We start from the raw sequence: 25,696 nt of genomic DNA on the forward strand, positions 1-25,696 counted from the left end.
CGGAACTCGCCACACATGATCAGGACGTCGAGATCCGTCGTGTCCAGCGCGACCAACTCGCCGTCGACTGAAACGTCGATCCCCAGGCCGCCGCGAACCTTCGCCGCTTCGAGGCGGTATGTCTCGAAGCGGTAGAGCTGCTTGCGACCGATCAGATTGGCGGTGACGATCGCGTCGACGATCGTCGATGACGTGCCCGAGGATGCCGAGATTGCGCGGGAAGAGATCTTCGGGCCAGTGCTGGCGATGATTCCATTCGACCGCGAGGAAGAGGCCACCGCTATTGCCAACGACACCTGCTACGGGCTGACGGCCTCGCTGTGGAGTGACGATTTCAGCACGGCCCACCGCATGTTCAAGGCGATCCATGCCGGCACGGTGTCGGTCGGCTGCTTCTCGGAAGGCAACATCACGACCCCGTTCGGCGGGTACAAACAGTCCGGGTTCGGGGGGCGCGACAAGTCGGTGTATGCGCACGAGCACTACATCGAGCTCAAGACGACCAGAAAGTCGGCCGCGTCGCGCCCCTCGCGCTTCAAGCGTTGCCGTAATAGTCGACGCTCGGCGTGATGGCTTGCGGGCGCGGCGTTGCCAGCAGCGGCACCGGCGTGAACGGCGGCTTCCTGCACTTCTGCCCGCGCTCGCCGCTCGGCGGGTAGCCGAAGAGATCGCGATAACACTTCGCGAAATGCGGCGGCGTGCGGAAGCCGCAGGCGATGGCGATTTCGAGGATGGACATCGAAGTCTGCAGCAGCAGCGTGCGCGCGCGGTGCAGGCGCAGGTCCAGGTAGTACTTGGTCGGCACGCAGTTGAGGTAGCGCTTGAACAGGCGCTCGATCTGCCGCCGCGAGACGCCGATCTCGTCGGACAACTCGTCGAGCGAGAGCGGCTCCTCGATGTTGGCCTCCATCAGCGCGGCGACCTTGAGCAGGTTCTCCTGGCAGATGCCGACCTGGTTCTGCAGCGGGATGCGCTGACGGTCGTTGTCGTCGCGGACGCGCTCGACGATGAACTGCTCCGAAATCGCCAACGCGATCTCGGGTCCGAGCTGGTCCTTGATCAGGTGAAGCATCAGGTCCAGCGGCGCGATGCCGCCCGAGCAGGTGTAGCGGTCGTCGCCGATCGAGAAGAGTTTCTCGGTGACGTGGATGCCGGGGAACTCTTCGAGCAGACCGGCCATGTTCTCCCAGTGGATCGCCACCGGGTGCTTTTCGAGCACGCCGGCCATCGCGAGCGCGTAACTCCCGGTGCACAGTGCGCCGATCGGCACGTGCCGCTGCGCCAGGCGGCGCAGCGCGGCCAGCAGCGCAGGCGTGATCGCTTCCTTGACCTTGATGCCCCCGCACACGAAGGCGATGTTCACCGGCCCGATGTCATCGAGCGACACCGTCGGCAGCATGTACGCGCCATTGCTTGCGGTGGCCGGCTGGCCGTCGAGCGTGACGATGGACCACTGGTACACCTCGCGCCCGCTCAGGTAGTTGGCCATGCGGAGCGGCTCGATCGCGCTCGAGAGGGCGATCATCGAATAGTTGTCGAGCGTGATGAATGCGAAGCGATAGGTCGGCGCTGCCGTTGCTGCTGCCATGGTGTGGTCTCCTTCCGGTGCTCTTGTCGTTGGCCGGAATGCTTGTGTCCGGCTCCTGCTGCTTGATCACCGTCTGTCGCGAGTGCAGCGACGAACGGTTCGGCACATCTTCCGCTTTTTTAATTGAACGTGCAATCAAAAAAGAGCGGTGACCATGGTGGCGTGCTGGCGGCGTGGTCGGCCGATCCGGCGAGCCAGGGAGACGGTGGGTCGCGGCGTTCGACGAGTGGGTGCCCCACGACGTGGGCGACATGTTCGAGATGAACTTAGAATGGCTCACGCACGTCGCGCTCGGCGGGGAAGGGGCGGTGTGCACGATGCCGAAGCGCTCGGGCATGCGCTGCTCGTCGAGCACAATTGCGGCGTCTATGCGTGCGACCATTACATCAATCCGCGCTATCGTCTCGGTAATCTCCTGTCTGAAGAGGTCCTCGCGATGGTCGACTCGGCCCGGCAACACGCCATCGGTGTCGCCAAGGAAAGCATGTACGCCATCGATCGGCCGCTCACGTTGCCGGGCAACGCCGCCGCCGGCGGCAAGGCGATGGTCCTGTGGCTGAAATGAGTCCGGCGAGGGCGCGACTCCTGCGGCTGCTGCCCTTCCTGCGCTGGCCGCGGCCCAGCGCGCAGACCCTGCGCCGCGACGCCTGGGCCGGGCTCGCCGTGGCCCTCGTGCTGATCCCGCAGTCACTCGCCTACGCCACCCTGGCGGGGATGCCGCCGGTGACGGGCCTCTACGCGGCGCTGTTGCCCGCCGTCGTGGGCGTCCTGTGGGGCGCTTCGCCGCTCCTCGCCGTGGGGCCCGTTGCGCTGACGAGCATCCTGAGCTTCGCCATCCTGCAACCGCTGGCGGTGCCGGGCGGCACCGAGTGGGTGGCCTTGTCGATCTGGCTCGCGCTGTATTCTGGCGCGATCCAGTTCCTGCTGGGCGCGCTGCGCCTGGGGCTGATCGCAAATTTCGTGTCGAATCCCCTGATTGCCGGCTTCATCAATGCCGCGGCACTCTCCATCATCCTGTCACAGTTGCCGGCGCTCTTCGGCGTGGCGGGCGGGGTCGATGCCGACTGGCCGCGGCGCCTGGCTACGACGTGGCACGCCGACCCGGGCCTGCTTGCGACGACCGCGGGCTTCGGTTTCGGCGCGCTTGCGCTGCTGCTGCTCCTGCGTCGATTCGCGCCGCGACTTCCCGGCGTTCTCCTGGTGTGCGTGGGTGGCACCGCGATCAGCGCGGCCTTGGGCTTTGCGGGAAGCGGGGGGGCCGTGGTGGGGTCCGTTCCCGCGGGACTGCCGCAACTCGCTCTGCCGCCATCGCTCGGTCTGGAGCAGCATCGGGCGCTGCTTCCGGGAGCGCTGATCGTCGCCCTGGTGAGCTTTACCGAAGCGATGTCGAGTTGCCGTGCGCTCAGTCAGCGCAGCGCGCGGCGCTGGGACGAGAATCAGGAACTCGTCGGCCAGGGCCTGGCCAAGATCGTGAGCGGGGCAAGCGGTGCCTTCCCGGTCAGCGGCTCGTTCTCGCGCTCGGCCCTGAATGTGTTCGCGGGTGCCGTCAGCGGCTGGTCGACGCTCTTCGCGGTGGCCGGCGTCGTGGTGTTCCTGCTCTTCCTCACCGACGCCCTCCACGATCTGCCGCGCGCCCTGCTCGCGGCGGTGATCGTCGCGCCCGTCCTGGGGCTCATCGATTTCGGCGTCTTCGCGCGACTGTGGCGCATTTCGCGCGACGACGGCTTGGTCGCACTGGTGAGCTTCGCCGCCACGCTCGCCAGCATGCCTCAGCTGCACTGGGGCGTGCTCGCCGGCTTCGTCACCGCGATGCTGTGCTTCCTGTACCGTCGCGCGCATCCGCGCATCGTCGAGTTGGGACTCCACGCCGACGGCACCTTGCGTGACCGTTTCGTACATGGCTTGCCACCGCTGGCGCCGGACGTTCTCGCCGTGCGCATCGACGCCTCGCTGAGTTACGTCACCGCGCCGCTCCTCGAGCGCTTCGTGCTCGAGCGCGTCGGCACTGCCGCCGGTGTGCGCACCGTGCTGCTATGCGTGTCGGCTGCCAACGATCTCGACGCCACCGGAGTCGACATGTTGCGCCGGATGCACCGCGAGCTCGCCCGGGCCGACGTGGTGCTGAGGCTGTCGGCGGTGAAGCGGCAGTTCCGTGCGGTGCTCGACCGTGCCGGCCTGAGCGCCGAACTGGGTGAGGCCGCATTGCTCGCAACCGACCGCGAGGCGATCATGACACTCGTGCCGCAAGCGACGAGCAGCCCATAGGCTGTGCTCGTCAGTGGATGCCGTCGCGCGAGAAGACGTTGATGACGACGACGCCGGCGACGATGAGCGTCATGCCGGCAACGGCCGGAGCGCTCAGGCGCTGGGCGAAGAGCAGGGCGCCTGCGGCGGAAATCAGGACGACGCCCACCGCGGACCAGATCGCATACGCGACGCCCAGCGGGATGCGCTGAATGGCGAGCGACAGGAAATAGAAGGAGATGCCGTAGCCGGTCACCACGACAAGCGAAGGCAGCAGGCGCGTAAAGCTGTTGGAAGCCTTCAGGGCGGTGGTGGCGGCCACCTCGGCGAGGATCGAGATCGACAGGTAGAGCCACTCCATGCGGAGCTCCGTGCTGTGTGCAAAAAAATGGCGCGCGACTCGGAAGGGCGCGCGCCGAGGGAGGAAGCAGGGAGACGATCGGGACGGTGGAGGCCGGGACTCCGCCTCCCCCGATCCTCAGCGTTGCAGGTAGGCCTTCACCGAGGCGAGGCCGTCGCTACCGTCCGCGGCCTTGACGCCGGCGAGCCAGCTGTCGAGCTGGGCCGGGTTTTCCTTGAGCCAGGTCTTGATCACGGCCGAGGGATTCTTCTTCTCCACGATCGGCATCATCAGCCGGTTCTCGATGTCGGTATTGAAGGTGAGGTTGCTTACTAGGCGGCCGACGTTGGGGCAGCGGTTGATGTAGTCGGGCGGCACGACGGTGTAGACCTTGGCTTCACCGAAGTTCGGCCCGAAAACCTCGTCGCCTCCCTCCAGGTAGGTCACGTCGAACTTGACGTTCATCGGGTGGGGTTCCCAGCCGAGAAACACGATCCACTTCTTCTGCCGGATCGCCCGATCCACCGACAGCAGCATCCCGGCCTCGCTCGACTCGACCATCTCGAAGCCCTTCAGTCCGAAAGCGTTTTCCTTGAGCATCTTCTCGATCAGCGCGTTGCCGTCGTTGCCCGGTTCGATGCCGTAGATCTTGCGGTCGAGCTTGTCGGCGAAGCGGGCGATGTCGGCAAAGCTCTTCAGTCCCGCGTCGGCGACGTATTTCGGCACCGCCAGCGTGTACTTCGCACCGGTGAGGTTGGGCGTATCGAGGACCTTCACGTCGCCCGTCTTCACGAAGGGCTCGATCATCGGGGTCATCGACGGCGACCAGTAGCCGAGAAAGACGTCGATCTGCTTCTTCTTGATGCCGGCGAAAGTGATCGGCACCGAGGCGATCGTGGTCTTGGGCCGGTAGCCGAGGCCTTCGAGCAGGGTGGAGGCGAGCGCCGTCGTCGCGGTGATGTCGGTCCAGCCCACGTCGGCAAAGCGGACGTCGCGGCAGCTGGCCGGCTCGACGCTGGCGGCGGCGTTGGTGGCGAACACCGTGAAAGCCAGGCTGGCGGCAGCGGCGACGTTGACCATTTTCTTCATGACGGATCCTTTTCGGTGCGGTGGAATTCAATCCTGGCGACACGCCCGGCAGCGCACGTGTGCGCCAGCCCGGGTGCCGCTCGCTATGGCTGCCGGTTCCGGACCGACAGGTGCTGCCGAGGATAGCCAGCGGCTTCGCCTTCGGATTCCCTCTGCGCGACCCGATCTGTCGTGACGGCGCCCGATGGCGGGCGTGTTGCAGGAGATCCCCTGTTCCGGTCGCAAACGTGGGTTTCCTGGTCGCAATCTCGTCTGCGCGACCGTTCCTGGCGACGAATAATCGGCCCGCCTCCCCGGAGGATGACCTCGAGCGAACAGGCTGCGACCGGACCTGGACGGCGAGCGGGGGTGCGAAAGAAGTCCTTCCATGTTCTGTGCCAGGAGCAAAAATAATGAAATTCCACACCACCGCCTCCGTCCTCGGCCTGTGCGCAACGGCGCTGTGGGGCATTGCCCCGCCCGTGCTCGCGCAATCGGCGGATCCGGATCCCGTGCAGATCGCAGCGGGGCCGCAGGCCGGCGCGTCGGTCGCACCCGAGGAGTCCGCCGCCTCCGCCCTCTCCGCGAATGTCACGTTGACCTCGCAGTACGTCTCGCGCGGCTGGCGGCAGACTTGGGGCAAACCCGCGCTGCAGGGCGGTTTCGACTACGCGCACCCGAGCGGTTTCTTCGCCGGCACCTGGATGTCTAGCGTGAGCAACCGCTTCATCGAGAACGGCACCGTCGAGTGGGATCTTTACGCAGGCTATGCCGGAACGGCGGGGGACATTGGTTACGGGGTTACCGCGTACTATTACGTCTATCCCGGCGCGAAGATGGCCTTCGCCGACGTGCGCTACGACTACGGCGAGATCGTTCCCAGTATCAGCTACAAGTTCCTCACCGTGAAGTACTGGCTCACCTACACGCGGGACTATTTCGGCTTCAACGACGAGACGCTCGGCACCACGGCGCGCACCGGCGACCGGCACAGCCGCGGCTCGGGCTACCTCGATATCAACGCCAACTTCGACCTCGGCGCCGGCTACGGCCTGCTGCTCCACTACGGCCATCAGCGCGTGCGCGGCTTCAGCTTCGCGAACTGGCGCGACGCCAAGGTGGCCGTGAACAAGAGCTTCGATGGCGGTTGGACCGTGTCGCTGGGCTATACGAAGGCCTGGGATAAGGACGACCTGTTCGAGAACTACACGACGGGCGCCGTCGACTCCTCGGGCAGGATGCACGTCTCCAACCCCTTGAAGGGCACGGTCCTGTTCTCGGTGACGAGGACGTTCTGAGGACATCGTCCGGGGCGACGCGAACGGCCGCCCCGGACCTCCGCGGCTCGTTGGGGGTACTCGATGCGCGCGCTGATTCCGGACCTCCTGACGCAGTCCCGATTCTGGTGGTCGCAATCCGGGTCTTGCCGATTTCCCGTCCCCCTAAACTCTTCCTGCCCGCGCCCCGCCCGCCGCGATGAAGTGCACGAGGTGAAGCAGCGACGACGGTAACGAATAACCCAACGGAGACACGATCATGAAAATGGAAAAGGGGATAAGGCGATGAAACATAAGATCGTCGCCAAGGGCCTGCACAAGATCTTCGGCCGCAGCCCCGACATCGCGATGGAGATGCTGCGCAAGGGGCGGCACAAGGATGAAATCTTCAAAGAGACCGGGATGGTCGTCGGCGTTCAGGACGCGAACTTCGCCGTGAATGAGGGCGAGATCTTCGTCATCATGGGCCTTTCGGGGTCGGGCAAGTCCACGCTGATCCGCCTATTGAACCGTCTCATCGAGCCGACCGCCGGACAGATCCTCGTCGACGGGCAGGACGTCGCGACCATGAGCAAGGCCCAGCTCGTCGCCTTGCGTCGGCGCGACATGGCGATGGTGTTCCAGTCCTTCGCGCTGCTGCCCCACCTGACCGTGCTCGACAATGCCGCGTTCGGGCTCGAGGTCGCGGGCGTGGCGCGCAAGGAACGCGAGCGGCGCGCGCTGGAGGTGCTCGACGAGGTCGGCCTCCAGGCCTTCGCCGGCAAGCGTCCCGCCGAGCTGTCGGGGGGCATGCAGCAGCGCGTGGGCCTTGCCCGCGCGCTGGCCGTGGATCCGTCGCTGATGCTGATGGACGAGGCCTTCTCGGCGCTCGATCCGCTCAAGCGCACGGAAATGCAGGAGCTCCTCCTCACGCTGCAGAAGGAGCACAAGCGCACCATCATCTTCGTCTCGCACGACCTCGACGAAGCTTTTCGCATCGGCAACCGCATCGCGATCATGGAAGGCGGGCGCGTCGTGCAGATCGGCTCGCCCGACGAGATCCTGCGCAATCCGGCCGACGACTACGTGCGTGCGTTCTTCAAGGGCGTGGACGTCAAGCGCTACCTCACCGCGAAGGATGTCGCCCTCCCGGACGAGGTCCTCGTGATGGAGGCCCCGGCCGACCTCAATGCGGGTTTCGAGTCGGCGATCGGGCGGCTCCGGCAGATGCGCCGCAACTACGGCTTCGTCGTCGACAAGGAGCGGCGGGTGCTGGGCACGGTGTCGATCGATTCGATGCTGCGTTGCCTGGCCGAGGGCAGGACAACGCTCGAACAGGCGCTGCTCGACGACATCCCGGCCGTTTCGGGCGACACCCGCATGACCGAGCTCATTTCCAACATCGTCAGGAATCCCTATCCGCTCCCGATCATAGACGGCGAGCGGCGCTATCTCGGCGCAGTGACCCAGACGATCCTGCTGCGGAACATGGCACAGGAGACGGCCAATGTCTGAGTTTCTACCGATCGGCGAGTGGGCCGACCAAGCCGTGAATTTCCTGCTGGAGAACGACAGCGGCACCTTCGGGGCGCTCGGCACCTTCGTCGGCAGCCTGACCGAACTCGTCGAGCAGGCCCTCATGTTCATCCCGAGCTGGGTGCTGGCCGTCGTGCTGACGGCCCTCGCATTCCGGCGTGTGGGCTGGCGCTTCGCGCTGTTCTGCGCAGCCGCGGTCGTGGTGATCATCGGCACCGGATTCTGGAACGCGACGATGGCCACGCTCGCACTGGTGATCTCGGCCACCCTGATCAGCCTGATGGTGGGCGTGCCGCTCGGCATCTGGACGGCGAAGAGCAGGCTTGCGGCCTACTTCGTGCGGCCCAGCCTGGACTTCATGCAGACGATGCCGGCCTTCGTGTACCTGATTCCGGCGGCGATGCTGTTCGGCCTGGGCAAGGTGCCCGGCGTGCTGGCGACGGTGATCTTCGCGATGCCGCCGGTGGTGCGCCTGACCAGCCTCGGCATCCGCCAGGTCAACAGCGAGCAGGTCGAGGCGGGCGTGACCTTCGGCTGCACACCCTGGCAATTGCTGTTCAAGGTGCAGATTCCGGGCGCGCTGCCTTCCATCATGGCCGGCATCAACCAGACCATCATGATGGCGCTGTCGATGGTGATCATCGCGTCGATGGTGGGCGCGGGCGGTCTCGGCAACGACGTGCTGACCAGCATCTCGCGCCTCGACATCGGTCTCGGCTTCGAGTCGGGACTGGCGGTCGTGCTGCTCGCGATCATTGTCGACCGGATGACCGAGAGCTTCGGCGTGACTCGGCCAACTAAGGCCTGAGGCTCTGCGTTCGACCTGCAGCCCACGCCCCCACGGGGCGGGGCTGTATTTATATTGATTGCCTGTTCAATGTAAACCCTTCAGACTTCCGCCCTCCTGTCCCCAGCCAGAGGAATCCATGCCCAAGGTCGGAATGCAGCCGATCCGCCGGTCGCAGCTGATCGAGGCCACGCTCAAGGCGGTCGACGAGGTCGGCCTCGGCGACGCCAGCATCGCCTACATCGCGCGCCTCGCCGGGGTGTCGAACGGCATCATCAGCCACTACTTCCGCGACAAGAACGGGCTGATCGAGGCGACCATGCGCCACCTGATGCAGGCGCTGGGCGAGGGCGTGCGCACGCGGCGCGCAGCGCTTTCCGACTCGCACCCGCGTGCCCATCTGCGCGCGATCATCGAGGGAAACTTCGACACCAGCCAGGTGAGCGGCGCAGCGATGAAGACCTGGCTCGCCTTCTGGGCCAGCAGCATGCATCACCCCTTGCTGCAGCGCCTGCAGCGCATCAACGACCGGCGCCTGTACTCGAACCTGTGCGGCGAGTTCCGTCGCGCGCTGCCCCCGGAGCTCGCGCGCTCCGCCGCGCGCGGCCTGGCTGCGCTGATCGACGGCTTGTGGTTGCGCGGCGCATTGTCCGGCAAGGCCTTCGACACCGAACAGGCGCTGCAGATCGCCTACGAGTACGTCGACCTGCAACTCGCCAAGGCCTGAATCAGAATTTCCGAGTTCGCTCGATCAAGCGTGTGCGTGATCTTCCGGCTCTACGGACAGGCGCATGCCGACTGTCTTGAGGACGGCCAGCAGGGTCTTGAGCGTCGGATTGCCCTTCGGTGACAGCGTGCGATAGAGGGATTCGCGACTGATGCCGGCTTCCGCCGCCACGGCGCCGAGGCCGCCGTAAGCTTCGGCCACGGTCCGCAGAGCGAGCAGGCCGGCCGCTCGATTGTCGGGATCATCGAGCGATTCCATCGCCGCCTTTAGGTATGCCACGGCCAGTTCGCGATCGGCGCGCAATTCGGCGACCTCTGCCTCATGGTGCGATACAGTGCCCTTGAGTTTGCTCATGCTTGCCTCCGTTTCCATTCCGACCACAATTCCTTGGCACGCTTGATGTCGGCCACCTGGCTGCCCTTGTCGCCACCGCACAGCAGAAGCACCACGGCTTTGCCGTGGCGTCCGCAATAGACGCGATATCCGGCCCCGACATGCACGCGCAGTTCTATTACCCCTTCGCCGACCGGCTCGCAGTCGCCGAAGTTGCCTGCTTGCACCTGGCGCAATCGAACGCGGATACGCGCCTGAGCCAGCTTGTCGCGGACCGTATCGAGCCATTCGCTGAACGGCTCGCGGCCGTCTTCGCGCTGGTAGCGGAGAAGTTCGATCATGATTGTCATTGTAGCTTAAAAGCTACTCGTAAAATGGAAAGGGAAACGGGGCGAGCGCTGCGGCGCGTGGCGTTGAGGCAAGCATCCAGCCCGCGGATCCTCCGCGGTCGCGCGCAGAACCGCTCCGGTCGTTTTTTTGGCTGAGCGTTCAATCCCCAGCACGTAGCCTTGGCTCCGAGATCCCGCCCCGTGCGAAGCGCGGCGCGGATACCCGATCAGAGGAGTCGTCATGCCCCGTTTCAACGAACAGCAGCTCTATATCCACGGCCGCTACGTGCCGGCCACCAGCGGTGCCAGCTTCGAGACCGTCAATCCGGCCAATGGCGAGGTGTTGGCTCGCGTGCAGCATGCCAGCCAGTCCGACGTGGACGCAGCGGTGCGAAGCGCGGCGGCCGGCCAGGCGACATGGGCCGCCATGACGGCGATGCAGCGTTCGCGCATCCTGCGCCGCGCGGTGGAGATCCTGCGCGAGCGCAACGATGCCCTCGCCGAGCTCGAGACGCTGGACACCGGCAAGCCGCTCGCCGAGACGCGCAGCGTCGACATCGCGACCGGGGCAGACGTGCTGGAATACTACGCCGGCTTGGCACCGGCGATCGAGGGGGCGCAGATCCCGCTGCGCGAGACGAGCTTCGTCTATACGCGCCGCGAACCCTTGGGCGTGGTCGCCGGCATCGGCGCGTGGAACTACCCCATCCAGATCGCGCTGTGGAAGTCCGCGCCGGCGCTCGCTGCGGGCAACGCGATGATCTTCAAGCCGAGTGAAATCACGCCGCTCACAGCCCTCAAGCTCGCCGAGATCTACACCGAGGCCGGCTTGCCGGATGGCGTCTTCAATGTGCTCACCGGCAGCGGCCGCAAAGTCGGCCAGTGGCTGACCGAGCACCCTGGCATCGCCAAGATATCCTTCACGGGCGGCAGCGCGACGGGCAAGAAGGTCATGGCCAGCGCGTCGGGCTCGACGCTCAAGGAAGTGACGATGGAGCTCGGCGGCAAGTCGCCGCTCGTCATTTGCGCCGACGCCGACCTCGACCGTGCCGCCGACATTGCGGTGATGGCGAACTTCTTCAGCGCCGGTCAGGTCTGCACGAACGGCACGCGCGTGTTCGTGCCGCGCGCCCTGCAGGGCGAATTCGAGGCGCGCGTGCTGGCGCGTGTGGCGCGCATCCGCGTCGGCGACCCGATGCAGGAAAGCACCAACTTCGGGCCGCTTTCGAGCTTCAGCCACATGGACAGCGTGCTCGGCTACATCGAAAAGGGCAGGGCTGAAGGCGCGCGCCTGCTGTGCGGCGGCGCGCGGATCGTTTCCGGTGAATACGAGCGCGGCGCCTACGTCGCCCCCACGGTGTTCACGGACTGCACGGACGAGATGACCATCGTGCGCGAGGAAATCTTCGGCCCGGTCATGAGCATCCTGGTCTATGACGATGAAGAGGAGGCCGTGCGCCGCGCCAACGCGACCGACTACGGGCTCGCCGCCGGGGTCGTGACGCGCGATCTCGCCCGCGCGCACCGCATCATCCATCGCCTGGAGGCCGGCATCTGCTGGATCAACACCTGGGGCGAATCGCCGGCCGAGATGCCGGTGGGCGGCTACAAGCAGTCCGGCGTCGGGCGCGAGAACGGTCTCACGACGCTGGAGCACTACACGCGGCTGAAGTCGGTGCAGGTCGAACTCGGCGAATTCCACTCGGTGTTCTGAGCCCTCCCGAGGACGATAACGTGAAGAAAGAATACGACTACATCATCATTGGCGCCGGCTCTGCGGGCAACGTGCTCGCCGCGCGCCTGACCGAGGACGCCGACGTCAGCGTGCTGCTGCTGGAGGCGGGCGGCCCCGACTATCGCCAGGACTTCCGCACCCAGATGCCGGCCGCGCTCGCCTACCCCCTGCAGGGCCGCCGCTACAACTGGGCCTACGAGACGGATCCCGAGCCGCACATGAACAAGCGGCGCATGGAGTGCGGGCGCGGCAAGGGGCTGGGCGGCTCGTCGCTGATCAACGGCATGTGCTACATCCGCGGCAACGCGCTGGATTTCGACAACTGGGCCACGGCGCGAGGGCTGGAGGACTGGACCTACCTCGACTGCCTGCCATACTTCCGCAAGGCCGAATCGCGCGACATCGGCGCCGACGACTACCACGGCGCAGACGGTCCGGTCAGCGTGACCACGCCGAAGCCGGGCAACAACCCGCTGTTCGAAGCGATGGTGGAGGCGGGCGTGCAGGCGGGCTTCCCGCGCACCAGCGACCTCAATGGCTACCAGCAGGAAGGCTTCGGGCCGATGGACCGCACCGTGACGCCGCAAGGGCGGCGTTCCAGCACCGCGCGCGGCTACCTCGACCAGGCACGCGAGCGGGCCAATCTCACGATCGTCACCCACGCGCTCACCGACCGCATCCTCTTCAGCGGCAAGCGCGCGATTGGCGTCGCCTACCTGCACGGCGACAGTAGCGAGCCGGTCACCGTGCACGCCCGTCGTGAGGTCCTGCTGTGTGCGGGCGCGATCGCGTCGCCGCAGATCCTGCAGCGCTCCGGCGTCGGTCCCGCGCCGCTGCTGCGCAGCCTAGACATCAATGTGGTGCACGACCTGCCGGGCGTGGGCGCCAACCTTCAGGACCACCTGGAGATGTACCTGCAATACGCGTGCAAGGAGCCGGTGTCGCTGTATCCGGCGCTCAAGCTGTGGAACCAGCCCGCGATCGGCGCGCAGTGGCTGTTCAGCGGCACGGGCATCGGCGCCAGCAACCAGTTCGAGGCCGGCGGCTTCATCCGCACGCGCACGGAGTTCGCGTGGCCGAACATCCAGTTTCACTTCCTGCCGGTCGCAATCAACTACAACGGCAGCAACGCGGTGAGCGAGCACGGTTTCCAGGCGCACGTCGGCTCGATGCGCTCGCCCAGCCGCGGTCGTGTCCACGTCAAGTCGAAGGACCCCCGCCAGCACCCGAGCATCCTCTTTAACTACATGAGCACAGCGCAGGACTGGCAGGAGTTCCGCGATGCCATCCGGATCACGCGCGAGATCATGAGCCAGCCCGCGCTCGACCCGTACCGCGGCCGCGAGCTCAGCCCCGGGTTCGACGTGGAGAGCGACGCAGAGCTGGACGCCTTCGTGCGCGCACGCGCGGAAACGGCTTTCCATCCGTCATGTTCGTGCAGGATGGGCGAGGACGAGATGGCGGTCGTGGACGGTCAGGGCCGCATACACGGCCTGCAGGGGCTGCGCGTGGTCGATGCCTCGATCATGCCGCTGATCATCACCGGCAACCTCAACGCCACCACCATCATGATCGGCGAGAAGATCGCTGATCGCATCCGTGGCCGCGCGCCGTTGCCGCGCAGCACGGCACGCTATTACGTCGCCGGAGAGGCGCCGGTGCGTGGGCGCCCGGAGCGCAGCGCGGTCGAGCTGCGCGCGGCTTCCTGAGTTTGCAGGCGCTTCCGGTAACCGGACAGCGGCTGGCTACGGCTCGCCCTTCCTGTGCAATCGCGGTTGGAGCGCCTCTTCCCCGAAATGGCTGCCGTACGGGGGAGGCGCACAATTCGGCCGGAGCCGTCATCCAGATCGAGTTGGACAAAATCGAGGGATGTGGACGACTGTCGCCGCTCATCTCGCACTATGGATCCTACGAACCGAGACCCCACGCCCGCCATGCCGTTACGATGATCGACGTCCTCCGCCCCTCTGCGTGCCCCGTTGCCGCAATCCCGTAGGGCGGGAGAGCGCAGCGCATCCCGCCACTCAAACGTTGTCGCGCCGAAGAATACGGGTGTGGCTACGTGGGCGAGCTGACAGTCAATTGGCTTGCTGGCCGGCAGGTGGTCGGCAAATGCCGACGGCCAACCCGAGTCGATTGAGCGGCAGAAGTGTTGCGGAAAGCTGCCGCGTGGCCCTCAGCACCGTCGAACGGCAGGTCTACAGTTCATCGAATTGGTGATATCGACCCGCTGCGGTCATTCGGCTCAACTGAAAGCAGACGCTCATCCGTGGTCCACGCTGTCTACTAAACCGTAGGAGCCGCCCGGTCCGCTGCAAGCAGTTGTTAGCGCGCATTTCCTTTAATACCTGAACGCGCCCTTGCAAGAAGGGCAAACAAAATCTATTTGTTCTGGGGTTGCGGGCACGGGGTGCTTGCAGGTTGGGCACGTTATGATCATTGAAGGTGCAGGTGCAGGTGCAGGTGCAGGTGCAGGTGCAGGTGCAGGTGCAGGTGCTGGCTGCATGGGTGCGGTTGGGTTTTTCGGCGTGCTCACAGAAGCCGATGAAGGCTTTGGATTCTTGGTTTGACGCGATGCGCTCTTCAGTTGTGGTATCTCTGAGATGCTTGGCCTGCGAGTAGCTGGAATGCCCCTTTCTTTTAGGTGGGCAATTAGCGGGTCAAACCCGTTGTCCTTTGAAATAATGTGAAATGCCGCCAATGGGAAACGCGACGACAACTGACCAATCCAAAAAGCAATGTGAAAGTCTAATGCGTTCTTGCCGTTTCCGGAAATTTTGACGTATGCGGCATTTGGCCCCATTTGCTGTAGCGCGTCCGCAATTTCAAACGGTATTTTAGTCTGGCTGGCACCAACAAACACGATAACACTAAATTTGGCTTGTTCTACAGCCGCAAGTAAATCAGGCTGCACGTTTTCAAAGTCGACAAGAATGAAATTGCTGCTCAAGTGTTTATTCCTCGTTATGGGCGCTATCGTTTGGTTAAGGGGCTGGCTTTAGCCAGTCCGAGCGAGCGAAGCGAGCGGCTTGAACTATTTGTTAGGTGGCGGAGGTGTCTCGCACTTTTCTAACATATGCCAACTGTCACCGGTCAATTCCCCCCAATACTCATCGCCAAGTTTCGTTATTACATGGCGGCCAATGGATGGATGCTGGCGCTTTATGGAGTCTGCTATTTGTTTGGCTGTGGAGTTGGATAAAATATAAAAACACGACTCCATGTCGTAACGCCATGTATGGACTTCTGGGGTTTTATTGAGAATCTCAACCAATTTGTCACGCTCGGTTACGCCGCCACTAAAGACGAAAATATATGACTTCATTTTCTCTCTCCCTCTAAAAAGCGCCCAAGCTCTGGAGGGGTTATTAGTTCAGAGTCACTGACAGGAGATGGTAAGGTCTGCCCTTTTTGCTGCATATACTCTAATGTTTGTTTTCTTATCTGGTACTCTTCCGATTGTAATTTATCTCTATCAATAAATAGAAGAATAAGAAAACCTAACATGGCGGTTACTACTGGGCCGCACACGAGAATAATCAACCATACTGGCGTGGGGGTTATAAACTGAATGGCTACTAGTCCAGGAATTGAAACGATCGCACACAGCCAAAGTATTGGGTTAAGCGCACTTTTGACAGTGAGCTTACCTCCTGCGTCGATGGCTCTGGCTGCAATGTTATCTCTCATTCCTTGGTTTACTCCGATTGGAACCTAGCAGTTGAGTGGACGGAATCACGAGTATTGAACTAGGCCGATTCCGCCTATTGGTGCTAGACGGAATCCGCCTATTCTTAGACGGAATGCGACCGCACCATGCGGTGCGCATCGTAGCGACCGAAAGATGGACAATAATCAAAATGTATTAAGGCGTCAAAGGATGGCTGCTCGGTGTCGGGCTTTGCAAGGCGTTGTCGGGGCGACACAAGTGAGCAGTCGGGCATACCGAGACCTTGGCTGCCCAAAGGCAAAGTCGAGGGTGGAGATCTAGGGTCGGCCGAAGCCCTGTCGGTCCCGAGAAACGGCGGCCGGACTGTCGCTAAACACGGTGATAGGCGGAATTCTTGAGAGTGCCGCCGTCAAATGACCGCTTCGGCGCGAGTATGGCCACAGTCCGCTCTTGGCCGGGATCAGCCAGTCAGCCCCGGGCTCCAAAGCGGACGTTATCAATATCGTTGTTGCGGCGAACGGCAGCTTAGTGGATTTCCAGCGAATTCACCTTCCCTGCCATGAGCAGTCGTCCAACTTTGCGGGCTCAAGCGACGGCTTCACTCAACATGCCGTCAGCTTAATCGCGCATTTCCACACAAAACTACCGCCCAATCAGCTTCTCAATCTCTCGCATAGCCGTATCCAGCCCGTCTTCCCGCTCCATCCGCTCGCCAAGCTCCGCTGCCCGCCTCTGGACCGCCAAACTATCAACAAAGTCTATCGCCTTCCGCAATGACCTCTCATTCAGCTTCGCTGCATCTAACGCTGGCGGCGCAATGCCCAGACGATTAAGGCGTTCGGCCCAGAATGACTGGTCGCCGGCAAAGGGGATGACAATCGAGGGCTTGCCAGCACGGGTGGTGGAATGGGTGGTGCCGGAGCCGCCATGGTGGATGACGGCAGCGGTGCGCGGGAACAGCCAATCGTGCGGGGTGGTGCCGATGCGCAAAATGTTGTCAGGCAGCACGATGTCGTCCATACCGCTCCAGCCCGGATAGAACAGCGCGCGGCGCCCGGCCAGAGCGGTGATCAGCGTCTTCCTGATGCGCTGCCCGTCGATCCCGACCATGCTGCCGAAGCCGATATAGATCGGCAACGGGCCGGCGTGGAGGAAGCTGGCGAGTTCGGGTGGCGGCCTGAAATCGCTGGCCGGCGTCTGCCATTGGCCGCACAGGCGGGCGTGAGCTGGCCAGTCGGCGGGTTGCGGCAGTATCGTCGGGGAGATGCCGTAGAGCATGGGGTGTTCGGTCGGCAGCGTTCGGCGCGGCGGCAGTCCGAGCACAGTCTGGCGCGCTTCGTTCAGGGTTTTCCTGAATGCCAGCCAGAACAAGTGGTTGGTTAGCTTGAGACTGGCGTGATTGAGCCAGTACGGCACCACGCCGGCGGGAAGGAAGGGCGAGGCGAATTCGCGTGAAGGCGTGAGAGGGATCATGCCGGTGCCGATAGCCGGAATGCCCAGGCGTTCGGCTACCGAGAGGCCGACGAAGCCGGCCAAGCCTGATGTGAGAATCGCGTCGCAGCCTTCAGCAGAAGTCAGCGTTTCCAGCACCCAGGCGCGGGTGTGGGCGTTGGTCAGTTGCACCAAGGCCTTGGCCGTGCCTTTCGGCCCCTGGCCGCTCCATTCAGTGAACAGCTGGCGGATGTCGCCGGACAGCGCCGAGTGGGGTAGGCCGACTTCGTCGGCCGAACCGAGGGTGCGCGCATCGCCGAGCAGATGCACGTTGTGACCGGCGCCGCGCAGCGCTTGGCCGAGGGCGACGAGCGGCCGAGTGTCGCCCTCGGTGCCGTACGTGAGGATCAGCAGTTTCATGGCATCACCTGAAAAGTATACGACGTATACTTTAACATCCTCTATACTCCCCGGCGATGACTTCCCCGACCGACTTGGAAATCCAAACTGACGCGCTCGCCGGCGGCCTGCGACCCTTGAAGAAGGCGCGTCTGATGGAGCGCATCATCGCTGCTGCCGGCGAACTATTTCAGACCCAAGGTTACGCGGCGGTAACGATGGAACAGATCGCGTGCGCCGCCGAGGTCTCCAAGCGCACGTTGTACAAATATTTCCCGGCCAAGGAGGCGGTGCTGGCGCATCTGCTGGAAGGCGAACTGGCACGAGACCTTGCTCGCCTCGGTTTCCGCTTTGATCTGAACGCCTCTTTCCGGGGCAACGTCTCGGCACTGCTGTCGGAGTCGGCGGAATGGTGCGAGCGCCATTCCGACTACCTTCTGCCCTACATCCGCTACAAATTTGCCAGCTTTGAGCCGAGTGCCAAGACGGCCGATAGACCCGGCGACAGCGGTGACCTGGTGCAGGCGTGGACGCTGCTGATCGTCGCCGGCCAGCAGCGCGGAGAACTCGATCCGACGCGTCCGATTGAACAGTTGGCGACCTATTTCCACTACCTGTACTTCGGTGCGCTGATGCGATGGATCACCGATCGGCGGCTCGACCTGAAGCAGGAATTCGCGGCGGTGGTGCGGCTGTTCGTAGATGGCGCGTGCGTTGCGGGCATGCGATAGCATTCCCCGGCAAGACCGGGGGTTCTAGAGTGTGTGAGCATCTCAAAGCGGGAATTCGGGGTCGCTAAAGCGGCCCCGATCTAAATGTCACCGTACGGGTGTTGCCGGACATATTCCTGAGCAAGTCAGCCAACAAACTGTACGTCGGCTATAGGTCGATAGCACCAGTCCGATGAACCGGAGACCTACCGGCCGACGGCGGTGAACGTCGTGCGGCAGTTGTCAGCAGCGCTGCCGCCGCTCAATTGGAGCTGGCTGGCCGACAGCAACGGCCGATCACCTTCCGGCCGCCAAGCCAATCGACCGCTGGCCCACATAGCCACACCCGTGTTCTTCGGCGCGACAACGTTTGAGTGGCGGGATGCGCTGCGCTCCTCCCGCCCTACGGGATTGCGGCAACGGGGCACGCAGAGGGGCGGAGGACGTCGATCATCTTAACGGCATGGCGGGCGTGGGGTCTCGGTTCGTAGCATCCATAGTTCGAGATGAGCGGCGGCTTTGGGGTGAGCGGAGCCCGGGTTCCGGCGTGCAACCATGGCGGGAGCCCCACTTGCTTCGAACACCTGCCAGCTCTGCCCGCCGTGCGACGGGCATCGGCTGCGGTGATTTTGAGCGTAGGGCCGCAAGTCCGATGGATCCATTGTTGGACAAGAGCACCCGTCGCCCGGCGCTGCAGCCGTTGCATGCGAGCGGGTCATACGGCCAATACGGCCCTCGCCGCGCCCGCCGCATACACGGACCCGGTGACGCACATCAGCGAATCGGGCGGCAGGTCGATGAGGGTGTCCCTCACCGCCTGCAACGGGTCGTCGATGATTCGCACGGGCAGGTCGGGAAAGCGCTGCCTGACCCAGTCGGCGATCGTGATCGGTTCGAGCGAACGTTGGCGGTCGGCTCGTGTCACGACAAGCGAGGCTGCTTTCGAGGCGAGAATCGGGAGCAGCGTCGCGAGGTCCTTGCCGGACGAGATGGACACGACCATGTGGCGCTCGCTGGACGGGAGCACCTCGAGCGAGCGCATCAGGGCGAGCGTCGAGGCTTCGGTGTGGGCGCCGTCCGCAACGACCCAGGGGGCGCGTCGGAGAATCTCGGTGCGTCCTGGCAGCGTGACCTGGGCCAGGCCGCGACGGGCGGCGTCCGCGAGCTGGGGCAGGGGCAGCAGGTCGGCGTGGCGGATGCATGCGAGCGCCATCGCGGCGTTGCCGGCGAGATGGGGGCCCAGGACCGGCAGCGCGAGGTCGAGCGCCAGGGGGCCGCAGTCGAGGCGCAGCGCGAGGCCTTCCGCGTCCGCGCGCGTCACTTCCGCGGCGAACTCGATGCCGAGGCGGTGCAAGGGTGCGGCGCAGGTGGTGGCCTGGGTTTCGACCAAGGCGAAGGCTTCGCGGGGCAGCTCGCCGATGACGACCGGGACCCAGGGTTTGATGATGCCGGCCTTCTCGCCGGCAATCGCCGCGAGGGTCGTGCCCAGGCGGTCCGTGTGTTCGAGCTCGATGCTGGTGATGCAGGACACGAGCGGGGAGATGACGTTGGTGGGATCGCGCCGTCCGCCGAGCCCGACCTCGATCAGCGCGACGTCGACGCGCTCGCTCTCGAACAGAGCGAAGGCGATTGCCGTCGCGAAATCGAAGAACCCCGGCGGGTGCGGATCGCTCAGCAGCGCGGCGAGATGCGGACGGACGCGCTCGGCCGCGGCGACGAACCCGGCTTCGCCGATCTCCCGCCCGCCGACGCGGTAGCGCTCGCTGTACCGCTGCAGGTGCGGCGAGGTGTAGCTGCCGACCCGCAGGCCGGCGGCGCCGAGGATCGCCTCGCACAGCAGGACCGTGCTGCCCTTGCCTTTGGACCCCGCGACGTGGATGCACCTCAGCGCCCGCTCCGGGTTGCCGATGCGGGCAAGCAACTCGCCAACCGGTTGCGGCGCGAGCGCGGCCGGTGGGTAGGGGCGGAGCGGTTCGGCGGCGACGAGCGCGTCGATCAGCCGCGCGAGGTCGTCGGCGTGGCGCAGCGGCTGGGCTGCGGCCACCGCGACGTCGTCGGTCGGGAAGCTCATCCCCACGCGGCCTCCATGAGCCCCTGCGGCACGGGGAGGCCGTGCTGGCGGCAGGCCGCTTCGAGCGTGTTGAGCAGCAGGCAGGCGATCGTCATCGGACCGACGCCGCCCGGCACCGGGGTAATGGCACCGGCGACCTCGGCGGCGCTGTCGAAGTCCACATCGCCGACTAGGCGGCCCTTGCCGTCCGGTGTGTCGATGCGGTTGATGCCCACGTCGATCACCGTCGCGCCCGGCTTGATCCAGTCGCCGGGGACCATGCGGGGCCGGCCCACGGCGGCGACGAGGATGTCGGCGCGTCGGCATTCGTCGGCGAGGTCGCGCGTCTTCGAATGGGCGATCGTCACCGTGCAGCTTTCGCGCAGGAGCAGCGCGGCCATGGGCTTGCCGACGATGTTCGACCGCCCCAACACGACCGCGCGCAGGCCTGACAGGTCACCCAGTCGGTGCTTGAGGAGCATCAGGCAGCCCAGCGGCGTGCAGGGCACCATGCCGTCGCCACCGGTCGCCAGGGCGCCCGCGTTGACGGGGTGGAAGCCGTCGATGTCCTTCTCGGAGCGGATCGCATTGATGACCCGGTCGGCGTCGACTTGCGGCGGCAGGGGCAGCTGGACGAGGATGCCGTGCACTGCCGGGTCGTCGTTGAGCCGGGCTATCAGTTCCAGCACCTTTTCCTGCGGCACGCTGTACGGCAGCCGGTACTCGAACGAGGCCATCGAGGCTTCGCGCGCCTGACGCGCCTTGTTGCGGACGTAGACCTGGCTCGCCGGATCCTCGCCGACGAGGATGACTGCGAGGCCGGGGGTGAGGAGGTGTTGTTCGCGCAGGCGCACGACCTGGCGCCCGATCTCGGTGCGCAGGCGTTCGGCGGCTTGCTTTCCGTCGATGATCTCGGCTTTCATCCGGCTCTCCCTGCTCAGCGGAACACGACGGTCTTGTTCCCCGTGAGGAACACGCGGTGCTCGATGTGGTATTTGACGGCGCGGGCGAGGGCGAGGCATTCGGTATCGCGGCCGACGGCGACGAGGTGTTCCGGCTGGTAGGTGTGATCGACACGCTCGACCGCCTGCTCGATGATCGGGCCCTCGTCGAGGTCTGACGTCACGTAGTGCGCGGTCGCGCCGATCAGCTTCACGCCGCGGTCATGCGCCTGGTGGTAGGGCTTGGCGCCCTTGAAGCCGGGCAGGAAGGAGTGGTGGATGTTGATCGCGCGTCCCGCGAGCTTGTGGCACAGGTCCTCGGACAGCACCTGCATGTAGCGTGCGAGCACAACCAGATCGGAGCCGGTCTCGGCGACGATCTCGAGCAGGCGCGCCTCCTGCGCTGCCTTCGTCTCGGGCGTCACCGGCAGGTGATGGAAGGGGATGCCGTACCAGTCGGCGAGACGCTTGAGGTCGGGGTGATTCGACACGATGGCGGGCACCTGCATCTTCAATTCGCCCGTGCGCATGCGGTAGAGCAGGTCGTCGAGGCAATGGTCGAACTTCGACACCATCAGCAGCACTTTCGGGCGAACCAGGGTGTCGTGCATCTCCCAGGTGAAGTCCTCCTCGGCGCGCGGCAGTTCCTCGCCGAAGGCCTGCTTGAGCAGCTCGAAGGACGGCGTGCGGCCGGGCTCGGTCGAGAACACCGTGCGCACGAAGAAGCGCCCGGTCAGGATCTCGTCGAACTGCTGCATTTCCATGATGTAGCAATGGCGCTCGGCCAGGAAGGACGAGATGCGCGCGACCGTGCCGATCACGCCCTTGCAGCTCGCCTTGAGTACGTAAATGTTCTTGCCTTCGGTCATTACCGACATCGCGCGTCTCCTGAATGTAGCGTTGTGTCCGCCCCGGTCGTGCGAGGCGGCTCCTGATTCCTGGGTGGCCGCAACTGTTGGCCGTCGCCCAATTTAGTCTTCCGGTCAGCGCTCGCCTGTCTGGTTACGACGAGTTCTGATCGCCGCACGACACCGCGCCAGTGCTGACGATGGCGGCGATCGCGGGCGGTCCGCGGTGTCGCGTTTGGATATGAGCGGGTCGTTGAGACGCCTGCCAGTTCGAGGGGCTACGCCTAACCTGTGCCGCATCGGGTCCGCAGCATCGGCGCACCCACAACGTCCCAGGAGGAGAAGACGACCATGGCGGAGCAATTCGAGGACGAAGATTTCGACCTGGCATCGCTGCCCGACGACGAGCTCATCGAGCAGATGCACGACGACCTCTACAACGGCCTGCGCGAGGAGATCGTGGAGGCGACCAACATCCTGCTGTCGCGGGGCTGGAGCGCGAGCCGGGTGCTCGACGAGGCGCTGGTCGAAGGCATGCGCATCGTGGGGGTGGATTTCCGCGACGGCATCCTGTTCGTGCCCGAAGTGCTGATGGCGGCCAACGCGATGAAGGGCGGCATGGAGATCATCCGTCCGCTGCTGGCGGACACGGGTGCGGAGACGGTGGGCAAGATCGTGATCGGCACGGTGAAGGGCGACATCCACGACATCGGCAAGAACCTGGTGGCGATGATGATGGAAGGGGCGGGCTTCGAGGTCATCGACATCGGCATCAACATCCCGGTGGAGACCTACATCGAGGAACTGGAGAAGCACAAGCCGGACATCCTGGGGATGTCGGCGCTGCTGACGACGACGATGCCGTACATGAAGGTCGTGATCGACACGCTGAAGGAAAAGGGCCTGCGCGACGACTACATCGTGCTGGTGGGTGGGGCGCCGCTGAACGAGGCCTTCGGCAAGGCGGTGGGGGCGGATGCCTACTGCCGCGATGCGGGCGTGGCCGTCGAGACTGCCAAGGCGCTCATCCAGCAACGGCGCGCCGCCTGATTCCCGACAACGAGGCGCTGGCATGGAGCCCGTCCTGATCATCGCCTGCGGTGCGCTTGCACGCGAGCTGAAGGCCGTGATCGCCGCGAACGGCTGGCAGCACGTGCAGCTGCATTGCCTGCCGGCGGACCTCCATAACCGCCCGGACCGCATCCCCGAGGCGGTGCGCGAGCAGATCCGTGCGAGCCGACTGCGCTTCGCCCGCATCCTCGTCGGCTATGCCGACTGCGGCACCGGGGGGCTGCTCGACCGCGTGCTCGAAGAGGAGGGCATCGAGCGCCTGCCGGGCGCGCATTGCTACGAGTTCTACGCGGGCATGGCCGCCTTCAATGCGCTCGCCGATGCCGAGCCGGGCAGCTTCTACCTCACCGATTTCCTCGTGCGTCACTTCGAGCGGCTGGTGATCCGGGAGCTCGGCATCGAACGCCACCCGGAACTCGCGTCGCAGTACTTCGGCAACTACCGCCGGCTTGTGTACCTCGCCCAGTCGGAGGACGCGCAGCTGCTGGAGCAGGCGCGGGACGCCGCCAGACGGCTCGACCTCGAATTCCATCATCAATTCACGGGCTACGGCGACCTCGAAGGGGCCGTCGTCCGCTTCCACAGACAGCCGGGGCGCGATGCCCGCAGGGAGCAGGATTCATGGCAAAGCTGATTGTTGTGCAGTGGCGTGACATCCCTGCGCAGGTGATCGTCAAGAACGGCCGGGAGAGCGCAAAGGTGCAGCTCTCGGAGCGCTTCCAGGTCGCAATCGACCGGGCGGCGATGCGCGCCGGCAAGGGTAGTTCCGAGGCCTACCTCGAGGATTGGCAGCGGCAGCCGCCGCGCGAGTGCGGCAACGACCTGCAGGCCGAAGCTTCCGCCGAGGCCGAGCGCATCGAAGCGCGATACAGCGACGGCGACCTCGAAACCCTGGTCCGTGCGAAGGGCGTGGCGGTCGCGCAGGACGCGGCGAACTAGAGAACGACATCGACAAACATCCACGCTGCCGCGCCAACGACGGTGGCGGACGAAGGAGACATTCATGTACGCAGTACGCCGGTGGGTGGTCCGACACTCACGGGGTTTCGAGATGATCTACAACGCCTTCGAGCCGCTCATCGCACGGCTCGATCCGCTGTGGCGCCGCATCGGATACGCGCGCGCGGAAGGACCTGTCGCGAGGGTCGAGAGGGCCGTCAAGGGTTTCCTGTTCGACTGCAAGATGTGCGGCCAGTGCGCGCTCAGTTCGACCGGCATGTCCTGTCCGATGAACTGCCCCAAGACACTGCGCAACGGCCCCTGCGGCGGCGTGCGGGCGAACGGCCATTGCGAGGTCAAGCCGGAGATGAAGTGCGTGTGGGCGGAGGCCTGGGCCGGGAGCCAGCACATGAAGTCCGGCACGAAGATCCACGTGGTGCAGAAGCCCGTCGATAACCGCTTCCGCGACACCTCGTCCTGGTTGCGCGTGGTGCGCCAGATCGCCGAGAAACGCGCACCGCAGGGAGAGCAGAAATGATTTTCGACGACGAACCGACACCCGGCGAAGGACTGCCGATCCTGCCCGGCCACGTTTCACCGGGCCGCCTGGAGCGCGTGCTGCGCGCGGGTAAGTTCGCGGTGACCTCCGAGATCGACCCGCCCGATTCGGCCGATCCCGACGAAGTGTTCAAGCGCGCCGCGATCTTCGACGGCTACGTCGACGCGATCAACGCGACCGACGGCTCGGGGGCGAACTGCCACATGTCCAGCGTCGGCGTGTGCTCGCTGCTGACGCGCCGCGGCTACGCGATGGTGATGCAGATCTCCTGCCGCGACCGCAACCGTATCGCGATCCAGGGCGAGATCCTGGGCGGGGCGGCGATGGGTGTGGCCAACATCATGTGCCTGACCGGCGACGGCGTGCAGGCGGGCGACCATCCGCAGGCCAAGCCCGTGTTCGACCTCGACTCGATGTCGCTGCTGGAGATCGCCCGCGCGATGCGCGACGAGCACCGCTTCCAGAGCGGCCGCAAGCTCGACACGCCGCCGCGCGTGTTCCTCGGCGCGGCCGAGAACCCCTTCGCGCCGCCCTTCGACTGGCGTCCGCATCGGCTCGCGAAGAAGGTCGCGGCCGGCGCCCAGTTCATCCAGACGCAGTACTGCTACGACATCCCGCGCCTGAAGATCTTCATGGCGCAGGTGCGCGACCTGGGCCTGCTCGAAGGGCCGAACCGTGTGTTCATCATGCCCGGCGTCGGCCCGCTCGCGTCCGCCAAGAGCGCGACCTGGATCCGCGAGCACGTGCCCGGCGTCCATATTCCGGACAGCGTCATCAAGCGCCTGGCCGGTGCCGAGAAGCAGAAGGCCGAAGGCCGGAAGCTGTGCATCGACCTGATCCAGGAGATCCGCGAGATCGAAGGCGTCAGCGGCGTGCATGTGATGGCCTACCGCCAGGAGGAGGCGGTCGCGGAAATCATCCAGAGCTCCGGAGTGCTGGAGGGACGCGTGCCGTGGTATCCGGGACGTGACCGGCAGCTTCTACGGGAGGCGATGGAGGCCTGACCGACGCCGCAAGATGACAACGCCCAAGCCCTTCGCCAAGCCTGCAACGGACTTGTCGAAGGGCAATCGAACCGTAAAGGGCGGAGCGGCTTCCCCCGAACGGCACTCGTTGCCGAGTTATCAAGCGCTTA

The 25,696-nt window shown here is 64.9% G+C and carries 27 protein-coding genes; 15 read left to right on the plus strand and 12 right to left on the minus strand.

The genetic code is table 11. The features are described 5' to 3' along the window. Window positions 1-141: 141 nt before the first annotated feature. Window positions 142-570, plus strand: coding sequence for an aldehyde dehydrogenase family protein (locus U5817_RS10800; RefSeq protein ID WP_407280732.1), 429 nt, complete (start codon window positions 142-144; stop codon window positions 568-570). Here the strand turns inward: U5817_RS10800 and U5817_RS10805 are convergent. Beyond that, on the minus strand, window positions 536-1,588 hold the full coding sequence (locus tag U5817_RS10805; RefSeq protein ID WP_407280733.1) for a GlxA family transcriptional regulator: 1,053 nt from the start codon (window positions 1,586-1,588) through the stop codon (window positions 536-538). The genes U5817_RS10800 and U5817_RS10805 overlap by 35 nt on opposite strands. Before the next feature lie 310 nt (window positions 1,589-1,898). Here U5817_RS10805 and U5817_RS10810 point away from each other — a divergent pair, with 310 nt between their 5' ends. Both U5817_RS10810 and U5817_RS10815 read left to right on the plus strand, forming a co-directional pair. Continuing rightward, on the plus strand, window positions 1,899-2,153 hold the full coding sequence (locus U5817_RS10810; protein WP_407280734.1) for a hypothetical protein: 255 nt from the start codon (window positions 1,899-1,901) through the stop codon (window positions 2,151-2,153). Next, window positions 2,150-3,853: a SulP family inorganic anion transporter gene (locus U5817_RS10815; protein ID WP_407281055.1), complete on the plus strand. Its 1,704-nt coding sequence runs from the start codon at window positions 2,150-2,152 to the stop codon at window positions 3,851-3,853. The genes U5817_RS10810 and U5817_RS10815 overlap by 4 nt, the downstream gene beginning before the upstream one ends. 10 nt (window positions 3,854-3,863) lie before the next feature. Here U5817_RS10815 and U5817_RS10820 read toward each other — a convergent pair whose 3' ends face one another. Together U5817_RS10820 and U5817_RS10825 are read right to left on the minus strand one after the other, a co-directional pair. After that, entirely contained in the window at window positions 3,864-4,193 is a 330-nt protein-coding gene (locus U5817_RS10820; protein WP_407280735.1) for a DMT family transporter, read from the minus strand. Window positions 4,194-4,310: 117 nt separating this feature from the next. Further along, entirely contained in the window at window positions 4,311-5,261 is a 951-nt protein-coding gene (locus U5817_RS10825) for a choline ABC transporter substrate-binding protein (protein ID WP_169127945.1), read from the minus strand. Between the two features lie 392 nt (window positions 5,262-5,653). Between U5817_RS10825 and U5817_RS10830 the strand changes: the two genes are divergently transcribed. The 4 genes from U5817_RS10830 to betI all read left to right on the plus strand — a co-directional run bounded on the left by U5817_RS10830 (window position 5,654) and on the right by betI (window position 9,546). Beyond that, window positions 5,654-6,538 (plus strand): TorF family putative porin, encoded by an 885-nt coding sequence (locus tag U5817_RS10830; protein ID WP_407280736.1) that lies wholly within the window; start codon window positions 5,654-5,656, stop codon window positions 6,536-6,538. Window positions 6,539-6,802: 264 nt separating this feature from the next. Next, entirely contained in the window at window positions 6,803-8,011 is a 1,209-nt protein-coding gene (proV, locus tag U5817_RS10835) for a glycine betaine/L-proline ABC transporter ATP-binding protein ProV (RefSeq protein WP_407280737.1), read from the plus strand. Then, window positions 8,004-8,840: an ABC transporter permease gene (locus U5817_RS10840; RefSeq protein ID WP_407280738.1), complete on the plus strand. Its 837-nt coding sequence runs from the start codon at window positions 8,004-8,006 to the stop codon at window positions 8,838-8,840. The genes proV and U5817_RS10840 overlap by 8 nt, the downstream gene beginning before the upstream one ends. 118 nt (window positions 8,841-8,958) lie before the next feature. Then, window positions 8,959-9,546 (plus strand): transcriptional regulator BetI, encoded by a 588-nt coding sequence (betI, locus tag U5817_RS10845; protein WP_169127938.1) that lies wholly within the window; start codon window positions 8,959-8,961, stop codon window positions 9,544-9,546. Between the two features lie 24 nt (window positions 9,547-9,570). On the opposite strand, the gene U5817_RS10850 is transcribed toward betI, so the two are convergent. Both U5817_RS10850 and U5817_RS10855 read right to left on the minus strand, forming a co-directional pair. Further along, window positions 9,571-9,900 (minus strand): addiction module antidote protein, encoded by a 330-nt coding sequence (locus U5817_RS10850; RefSeq protein ID WP_169127936.1) that lies wholly within the window; start codon window positions 9,898-9,900, stop codon window positions 9,571-9,573. Further along, on the minus strand, window positions 9,897-10,220 hold the full coding sequence (locus U5817_RS10855) for a type II toxin-antitoxin system RelE/ParE family toxin (protein ID WP_407280739.1): 324 nt from the start codon (window positions 10,218-10,220) through the stop codon (window positions 9,897-9,899). The genes U5817_RS10850 and U5817_RS10855 overlap by 4 nt, the downstream gene beginning before the upstream one ends. A 229-nt stretch (window positions 10,221-10,449) precedes the next feature. Between U5817_RS10855 and betB the strand changes: the two genes are divergently transcribed. Together betB and betA are read left to right on the plus strand one after the other, a co-directional pair. Further along, window positions 10,450-11,922, plus strand: coding sequence for a betaine-aldehyde dehydrogenase (betB, locus tag U5817_RS10860; protein WP_407280740.1), 1,473 nt, complete (start codon window positions 10,450-10,452; stop codon window positions 11,920-11,922). A 20-nt stretch (window positions 11,923-11,942) separates the two neighbouring features. Beyond that, window positions 11,943-13,652, plus strand: a complete 1,710-nt coding sequence (betA, locus tag U5817_RS10865) for a choline dehydrogenase (protein ID WP_407280741.1) — start codon at window positions 11,943-11,945, stop codon at window positions 13,650-13,652. A gap of 632 nt (window positions 13,653-14,284) precedes the next feature. On the opposite strand, the gene U5817_RS10870 is transcribed toward betA, so the two are convergent. The 4 genes from U5817_RS10870 to U5817_RS10885 form a co-directional block, all read right to left on the minus strand. Beyond that, window positions 14,285-14,893 (minus strand): PIN domain-containing protein, encoded by a 609-nt coding sequence (locus tag U5817_RS10870; protein ID WP_407280742.1) that lies wholly within the window; start codon window positions 14,891-14,893, stop codon window positions 14,285-14,287. Window positions 14,894-14,977: 84 nt separating this feature from the next. After that, the gene (locus tag U5817_RS10875) at window positions 14,978-15,268 is read right to left on the minus strand and encodes a hypothetical protein (protein WP_407280743.1); all 291 of its coding nucleotides are present in this window, start codon (window positions 15,266-15,268) and stop codon (window positions 14,978-14,980) included. Continuing rightward, the gene (locus U5817_RS10880) at window positions 15,265-15,633 is read right to left on the minus strand and encodes a hypothetical protein (RefSeq protein ID WP_407280744.1); all 369 of its coding nucleotides are present in this window, start codon (window positions 15,631-15,633) and stop codon (window positions 15,265-15,267) included. Before U5817_RS10880 ends, U5817_RS10875 begins: the two co-directional genes overlap by 4 nt. Before the next feature lie 622 nt (window positions 15,634-16,255). Beyond that, complete coding sequence (locus U5817_RS10885; RefSeq protein WP_407280745.1) at window positions 16,256-17,464, minus strand: glycosyltransferase; 1,209 nt, start codon at window positions 17,462-17,464, stop codon at window positions 16,256-16,258. Between the two features lie 134 nt (window positions 17,465-17,598). Here U5817_RS10885 and U5817_RS10890 point away from each other — a divergent pair, with 134 nt between their 5' ends. Beyond that, window positions 17,599-18,174 carry a TetR/AcrR family transcriptional regulator gene (locus U5817_RS10890; protein WP_407280746.1) on the plus strand — a complete coding sequence of 192 codons (576 nt, stop codon included), beginning with the start codon at window positions 17,599-17,601 and terminating at the stop codon, window positions 18,172-18,174. A gap of 694 nt (window positions 18,175-18,868) precedes the next feature. Here the strand turns inward: U5817_RS10890 and U5817_RS10895 are convergent. The 3 genes from U5817_RS10895 to purU are packed head-to-tail and all read right to left on the minus strand — an operon-like array spanning window position 18,869 to window position 22,013. Then, window positions 18,869-20,224, minus strand: coding sequence for a bifunctional folylpolyglutamate synthase/dihydrofolate synthase (locus U5817_RS10895; protein WP_407280747.1), 1,356 nt, complete (start codon window positions 20,222-20,224; stop codon window positions 18,869-18,871). Next, window positions 20,221-21,126 carry a bifunctional methylenetetrahydrofolate dehydrogenase/methenyltetrahydrofolate cyclohydrolase FolD gene (gene folD / locus U5817_RS10900; protein ID WP_407280748.1) on the minus strand — a complete coding sequence of 302 codons (906 nt, stop codon included), beginning with the start codon at window positions 21,124-21,126 and terminating at the stop codon, window positions 20,221-20,223. The genes U5817_RS10895 and folD overlap by 4 nt, the downstream gene beginning before the upstream one ends. 14 nt (window positions 21,127-21,140) lie before the next feature. Continuing rightward, window positions 21,141-22,013, minus strand: coding sequence for a formyltetrahydrofolate deformylase (gene purU / locus U5817_RS10905; protein ID WP_407281056.1), 873 nt, complete (start codon window positions 22,011-22,013; stop codon window positions 21,141-21,143). Window positions 22,014-22,343: 330 nt separating this feature from the next. Between purU and U5817_RS10910 the strand changes: the two genes are divergently transcribed. The 5 genes from U5817_RS10910 (at window position 22,344) to U5817_RS10930 (ending at window position 25,565) form a co-directional block, all read left to right on the plus strand. After that, window positions 22,344-23,042: a B12-binding domain-containing protein gene (locus U5817_RS10910; protein ID WP_169127907.1), complete on the plus strand. Its 699-nt coding sequence runs from the start codon at window positions 22,344-22,346 to the stop codon at window positions 23,040-23,042. Window positions 23,043-23,064: 22 nt separating this feature from the next. Next, window positions 23,065-23,697, plus strand: coding sequence for a DUF1638 domain-containing protein (locus tag U5817_RS10915; protein ID WP_407280749.1), 633 nt, complete (start codon window positions 23,065-23,067; stop codon window positions 23,695-23,697). Then, window positions 23,685-24,002 carry a virulence factor gene (locus U5817_RS10920; protein ID WP_407280750.1) on the plus strand — a complete coding sequence of 106 codons (318 nt, stop codon included), beginning with the start codon at window positions 23,685-23,687 and terminating at the stop codon, window positions 24,000-24,002. Before U5817_RS10915 ends, U5817_RS10920 begins: the two co-directional genes overlap by 13 nt. A gap of 64 nt (window positions 24,003-24,066) precedes the next feature. Next, window positions 24,067-24,540, plus strand: a complete 474-nt coding sequence (locus tag U5817_RS10925; protein WP_407280751.1) for a methylenetetrahydrofolate reductase C-terminal domain-containing protein — start codon at window positions 24,067-24,069, stop codon at window positions 24,538-24,540. Next, window positions 24,537-25,565, plus strand: a complete 1,029-nt coding sequence (locus tag U5817_RS10930) for a methylenetetrahydrofolate reductase (protein ID WP_169127909.1) — start codon at window positions 24,537-24,539, stop codon at window positions 25,563-25,565. Before U5817_RS10925 ends, U5817_RS10930 begins: the two co-directional genes overlap by 4 nt. Window positions 25,566-25,696 lie beyond the last annotated feature (131 nt).

Source organism: Aromatoleum evansii (assembly GCF_045689615.1).
In the GTDB taxonomy this organism is placed as follows: domain Bacteria; phylum Pseudomonadota; class Gammaproteobacteria; order Burkholderiales; family Rhodocyclaceae; genus Aromatoleum; species Aromatoleum evansii.

Excerpts from the sequence above, each read along its gene's own strand:
- U5817_RS10840 (WP_407280738.1), top strand. The coding sequence starts at position 8,004 with ATGTCTGAGTTTCTACCGATCGGCGAGTGGGCCGACCAAGCCGTGAAT.
- U5817_RS10910 (WP_169127907.1), top strand. The coding sequence starts at position 22,344 with ATGGCGGAGCAATTCGAGGACGAAGATTTCGACCTGGCATCGCTGCCC.
- U5817_RS10820 (WP_407280735.1), bottom strand. The coding sequence starts at position 4,193 with ATGGAGTGGCTCTACCTGTCGATCTCGATCCTCGCCGAGGTGGCCGCC.
- U5817_RS10875 (WP_407280743.1), bottom strand. The coding sequence starts at position 15,268 with ATGAAGTCATATATTTTCGTCTTTAGTGGCGGCGTAACCGAGCGTGAC.
- U5817_RS10850 (WP_169127936.1), bottom strand. The coding sequence starts at position 9,900 with ATGAGCAAACTCAAGGGCACTGTATCGCACCATGAGGCAGAGGTCGCC.
- U5817_RS10890 (WP_407280746.1), top strand. The coding sequence starts at position 17,599 with ATGGAGCGCATCATCGCTGCTGCCGGCGAACTATTTCAGACCCAAGGT.
- U5817_RS10920 (WP_407280750.1), top strand. The coding sequence starts at position 23,685 with ATGGCAAAGCTGATTGTTGTGCAGTGGCGTGACATCCCTGCGCAGGTG.
- U5817_RS10830 (WP_407280736.1), top strand. The coding sequence starts at position 5,654 with ATGAAATTCCACACCACCGCCTCCGTCCTCGGCCTGTGCGCAACGGCG.
- U5817_RS10815 (WP_407281055.1), top strand. The coding sequence starts at position 2,150 with ATGAGTCCGGCGAGGGCGCGACTCCTGCGGCTGCTGCCCTTCCTGCGC.
- betB (WP_407280740.1), top strand. The coding sequence starts at position 10,450 with ATGCCCCGTTTCAACGAACAGCAGCTCTATATCCACGGCCGCTACGTG.
- purU (WP_407281056.1), bottom strand. The coding sequence starts at position 22,013 with ATGACCGAAGGCAAGAACATTTACGTACTCAAGGCGAGCTGCAAGGGC.
- U5817_RS10895 (WP_407280747.1), bottom strand. The coding sequence starts at position 20,224 with ATGAGCTTCCCGACCGACGACGTCGCGGTGGCCGCAGCCCAGCCGCTG.
- U5817_RS10915 (WP_407280749.1), top strand. The coding sequence starts at position 23,065 with ATGGAGCCCGTCCTGATCATCGCCTGCGGTGCGCTTGCACGCGAGCTG.
- U5817_RS10925 (WP_407280751.1), top strand. The coding sequence starts at position 24,067 with ATGTACGCAGTACGCCGGTGGGTGGTCCGACACTCACGGGGTTTCGAG.
- U5817_RS10930 (WP_169127909.1), top strand. The coding sequence starts at position 24,537 with ATGATTTTCGACGACGAACCGACACCCGGCGAAGGACTGCCGATCCTG.
- U5817_RS10880 (WP_407280744.1), bottom strand. The coding sequence starts at position 15,633 with ATGAGAGATAACATTGCAGCCAGAGCCATCGACGCAGGAGGTAAGCTC.
- betI (WP_169127938.1), top strand. The coding sequence starts at position 8,959 with ATGCCCAAGGTCGGAATGCAGCCGATCCGCCGGTCGCAGCTGATCGAG.
- U5817_RS10805 (WP_407280733.1), bottom strand. The coding sequence starts at position 1,588 with ATGGCAGCAGCAACGGCAGCGCCGACCTATCGCTTCGCATTCATCACG.
- folD (WP_407280748.1), bottom strand. The coding sequence starts at position 21,126 with ATGAAAGCCGAGATCATCGACGGAAAGCAAGCCGCCGAACGCCTGCGC.
- U5817_RS10855 (WP_407280739.1), bottom strand. The coding sequence starts at position 10,220 with ATGATCGAACTTCTCCGCTACCAGCGCGAAGACGGCCGCGAGCCGTTC.
- U5817_RS10825 (WP_169127945.1), bottom strand. The coding sequence starts at position 5,261 with ATGAAGAAAATGGTCAACGTCGCCGCTGCCGCCAGCCTGGCTTTCACG.
- U5817_RS10885 (WP_407280745.1), bottom strand. The coding sequence starts at position 17,464 with ATGAAACTGCTGATCCTCACGTACGGCACCGAGGGCGACACTCGGCCG.
- proV (WP_407280737.1), top strand. The coding sequence starts at position 6,803 with ATGAAACATAAGATCGTCGCCAAGGGCCTGCACAAGATCTTCGGCCGC.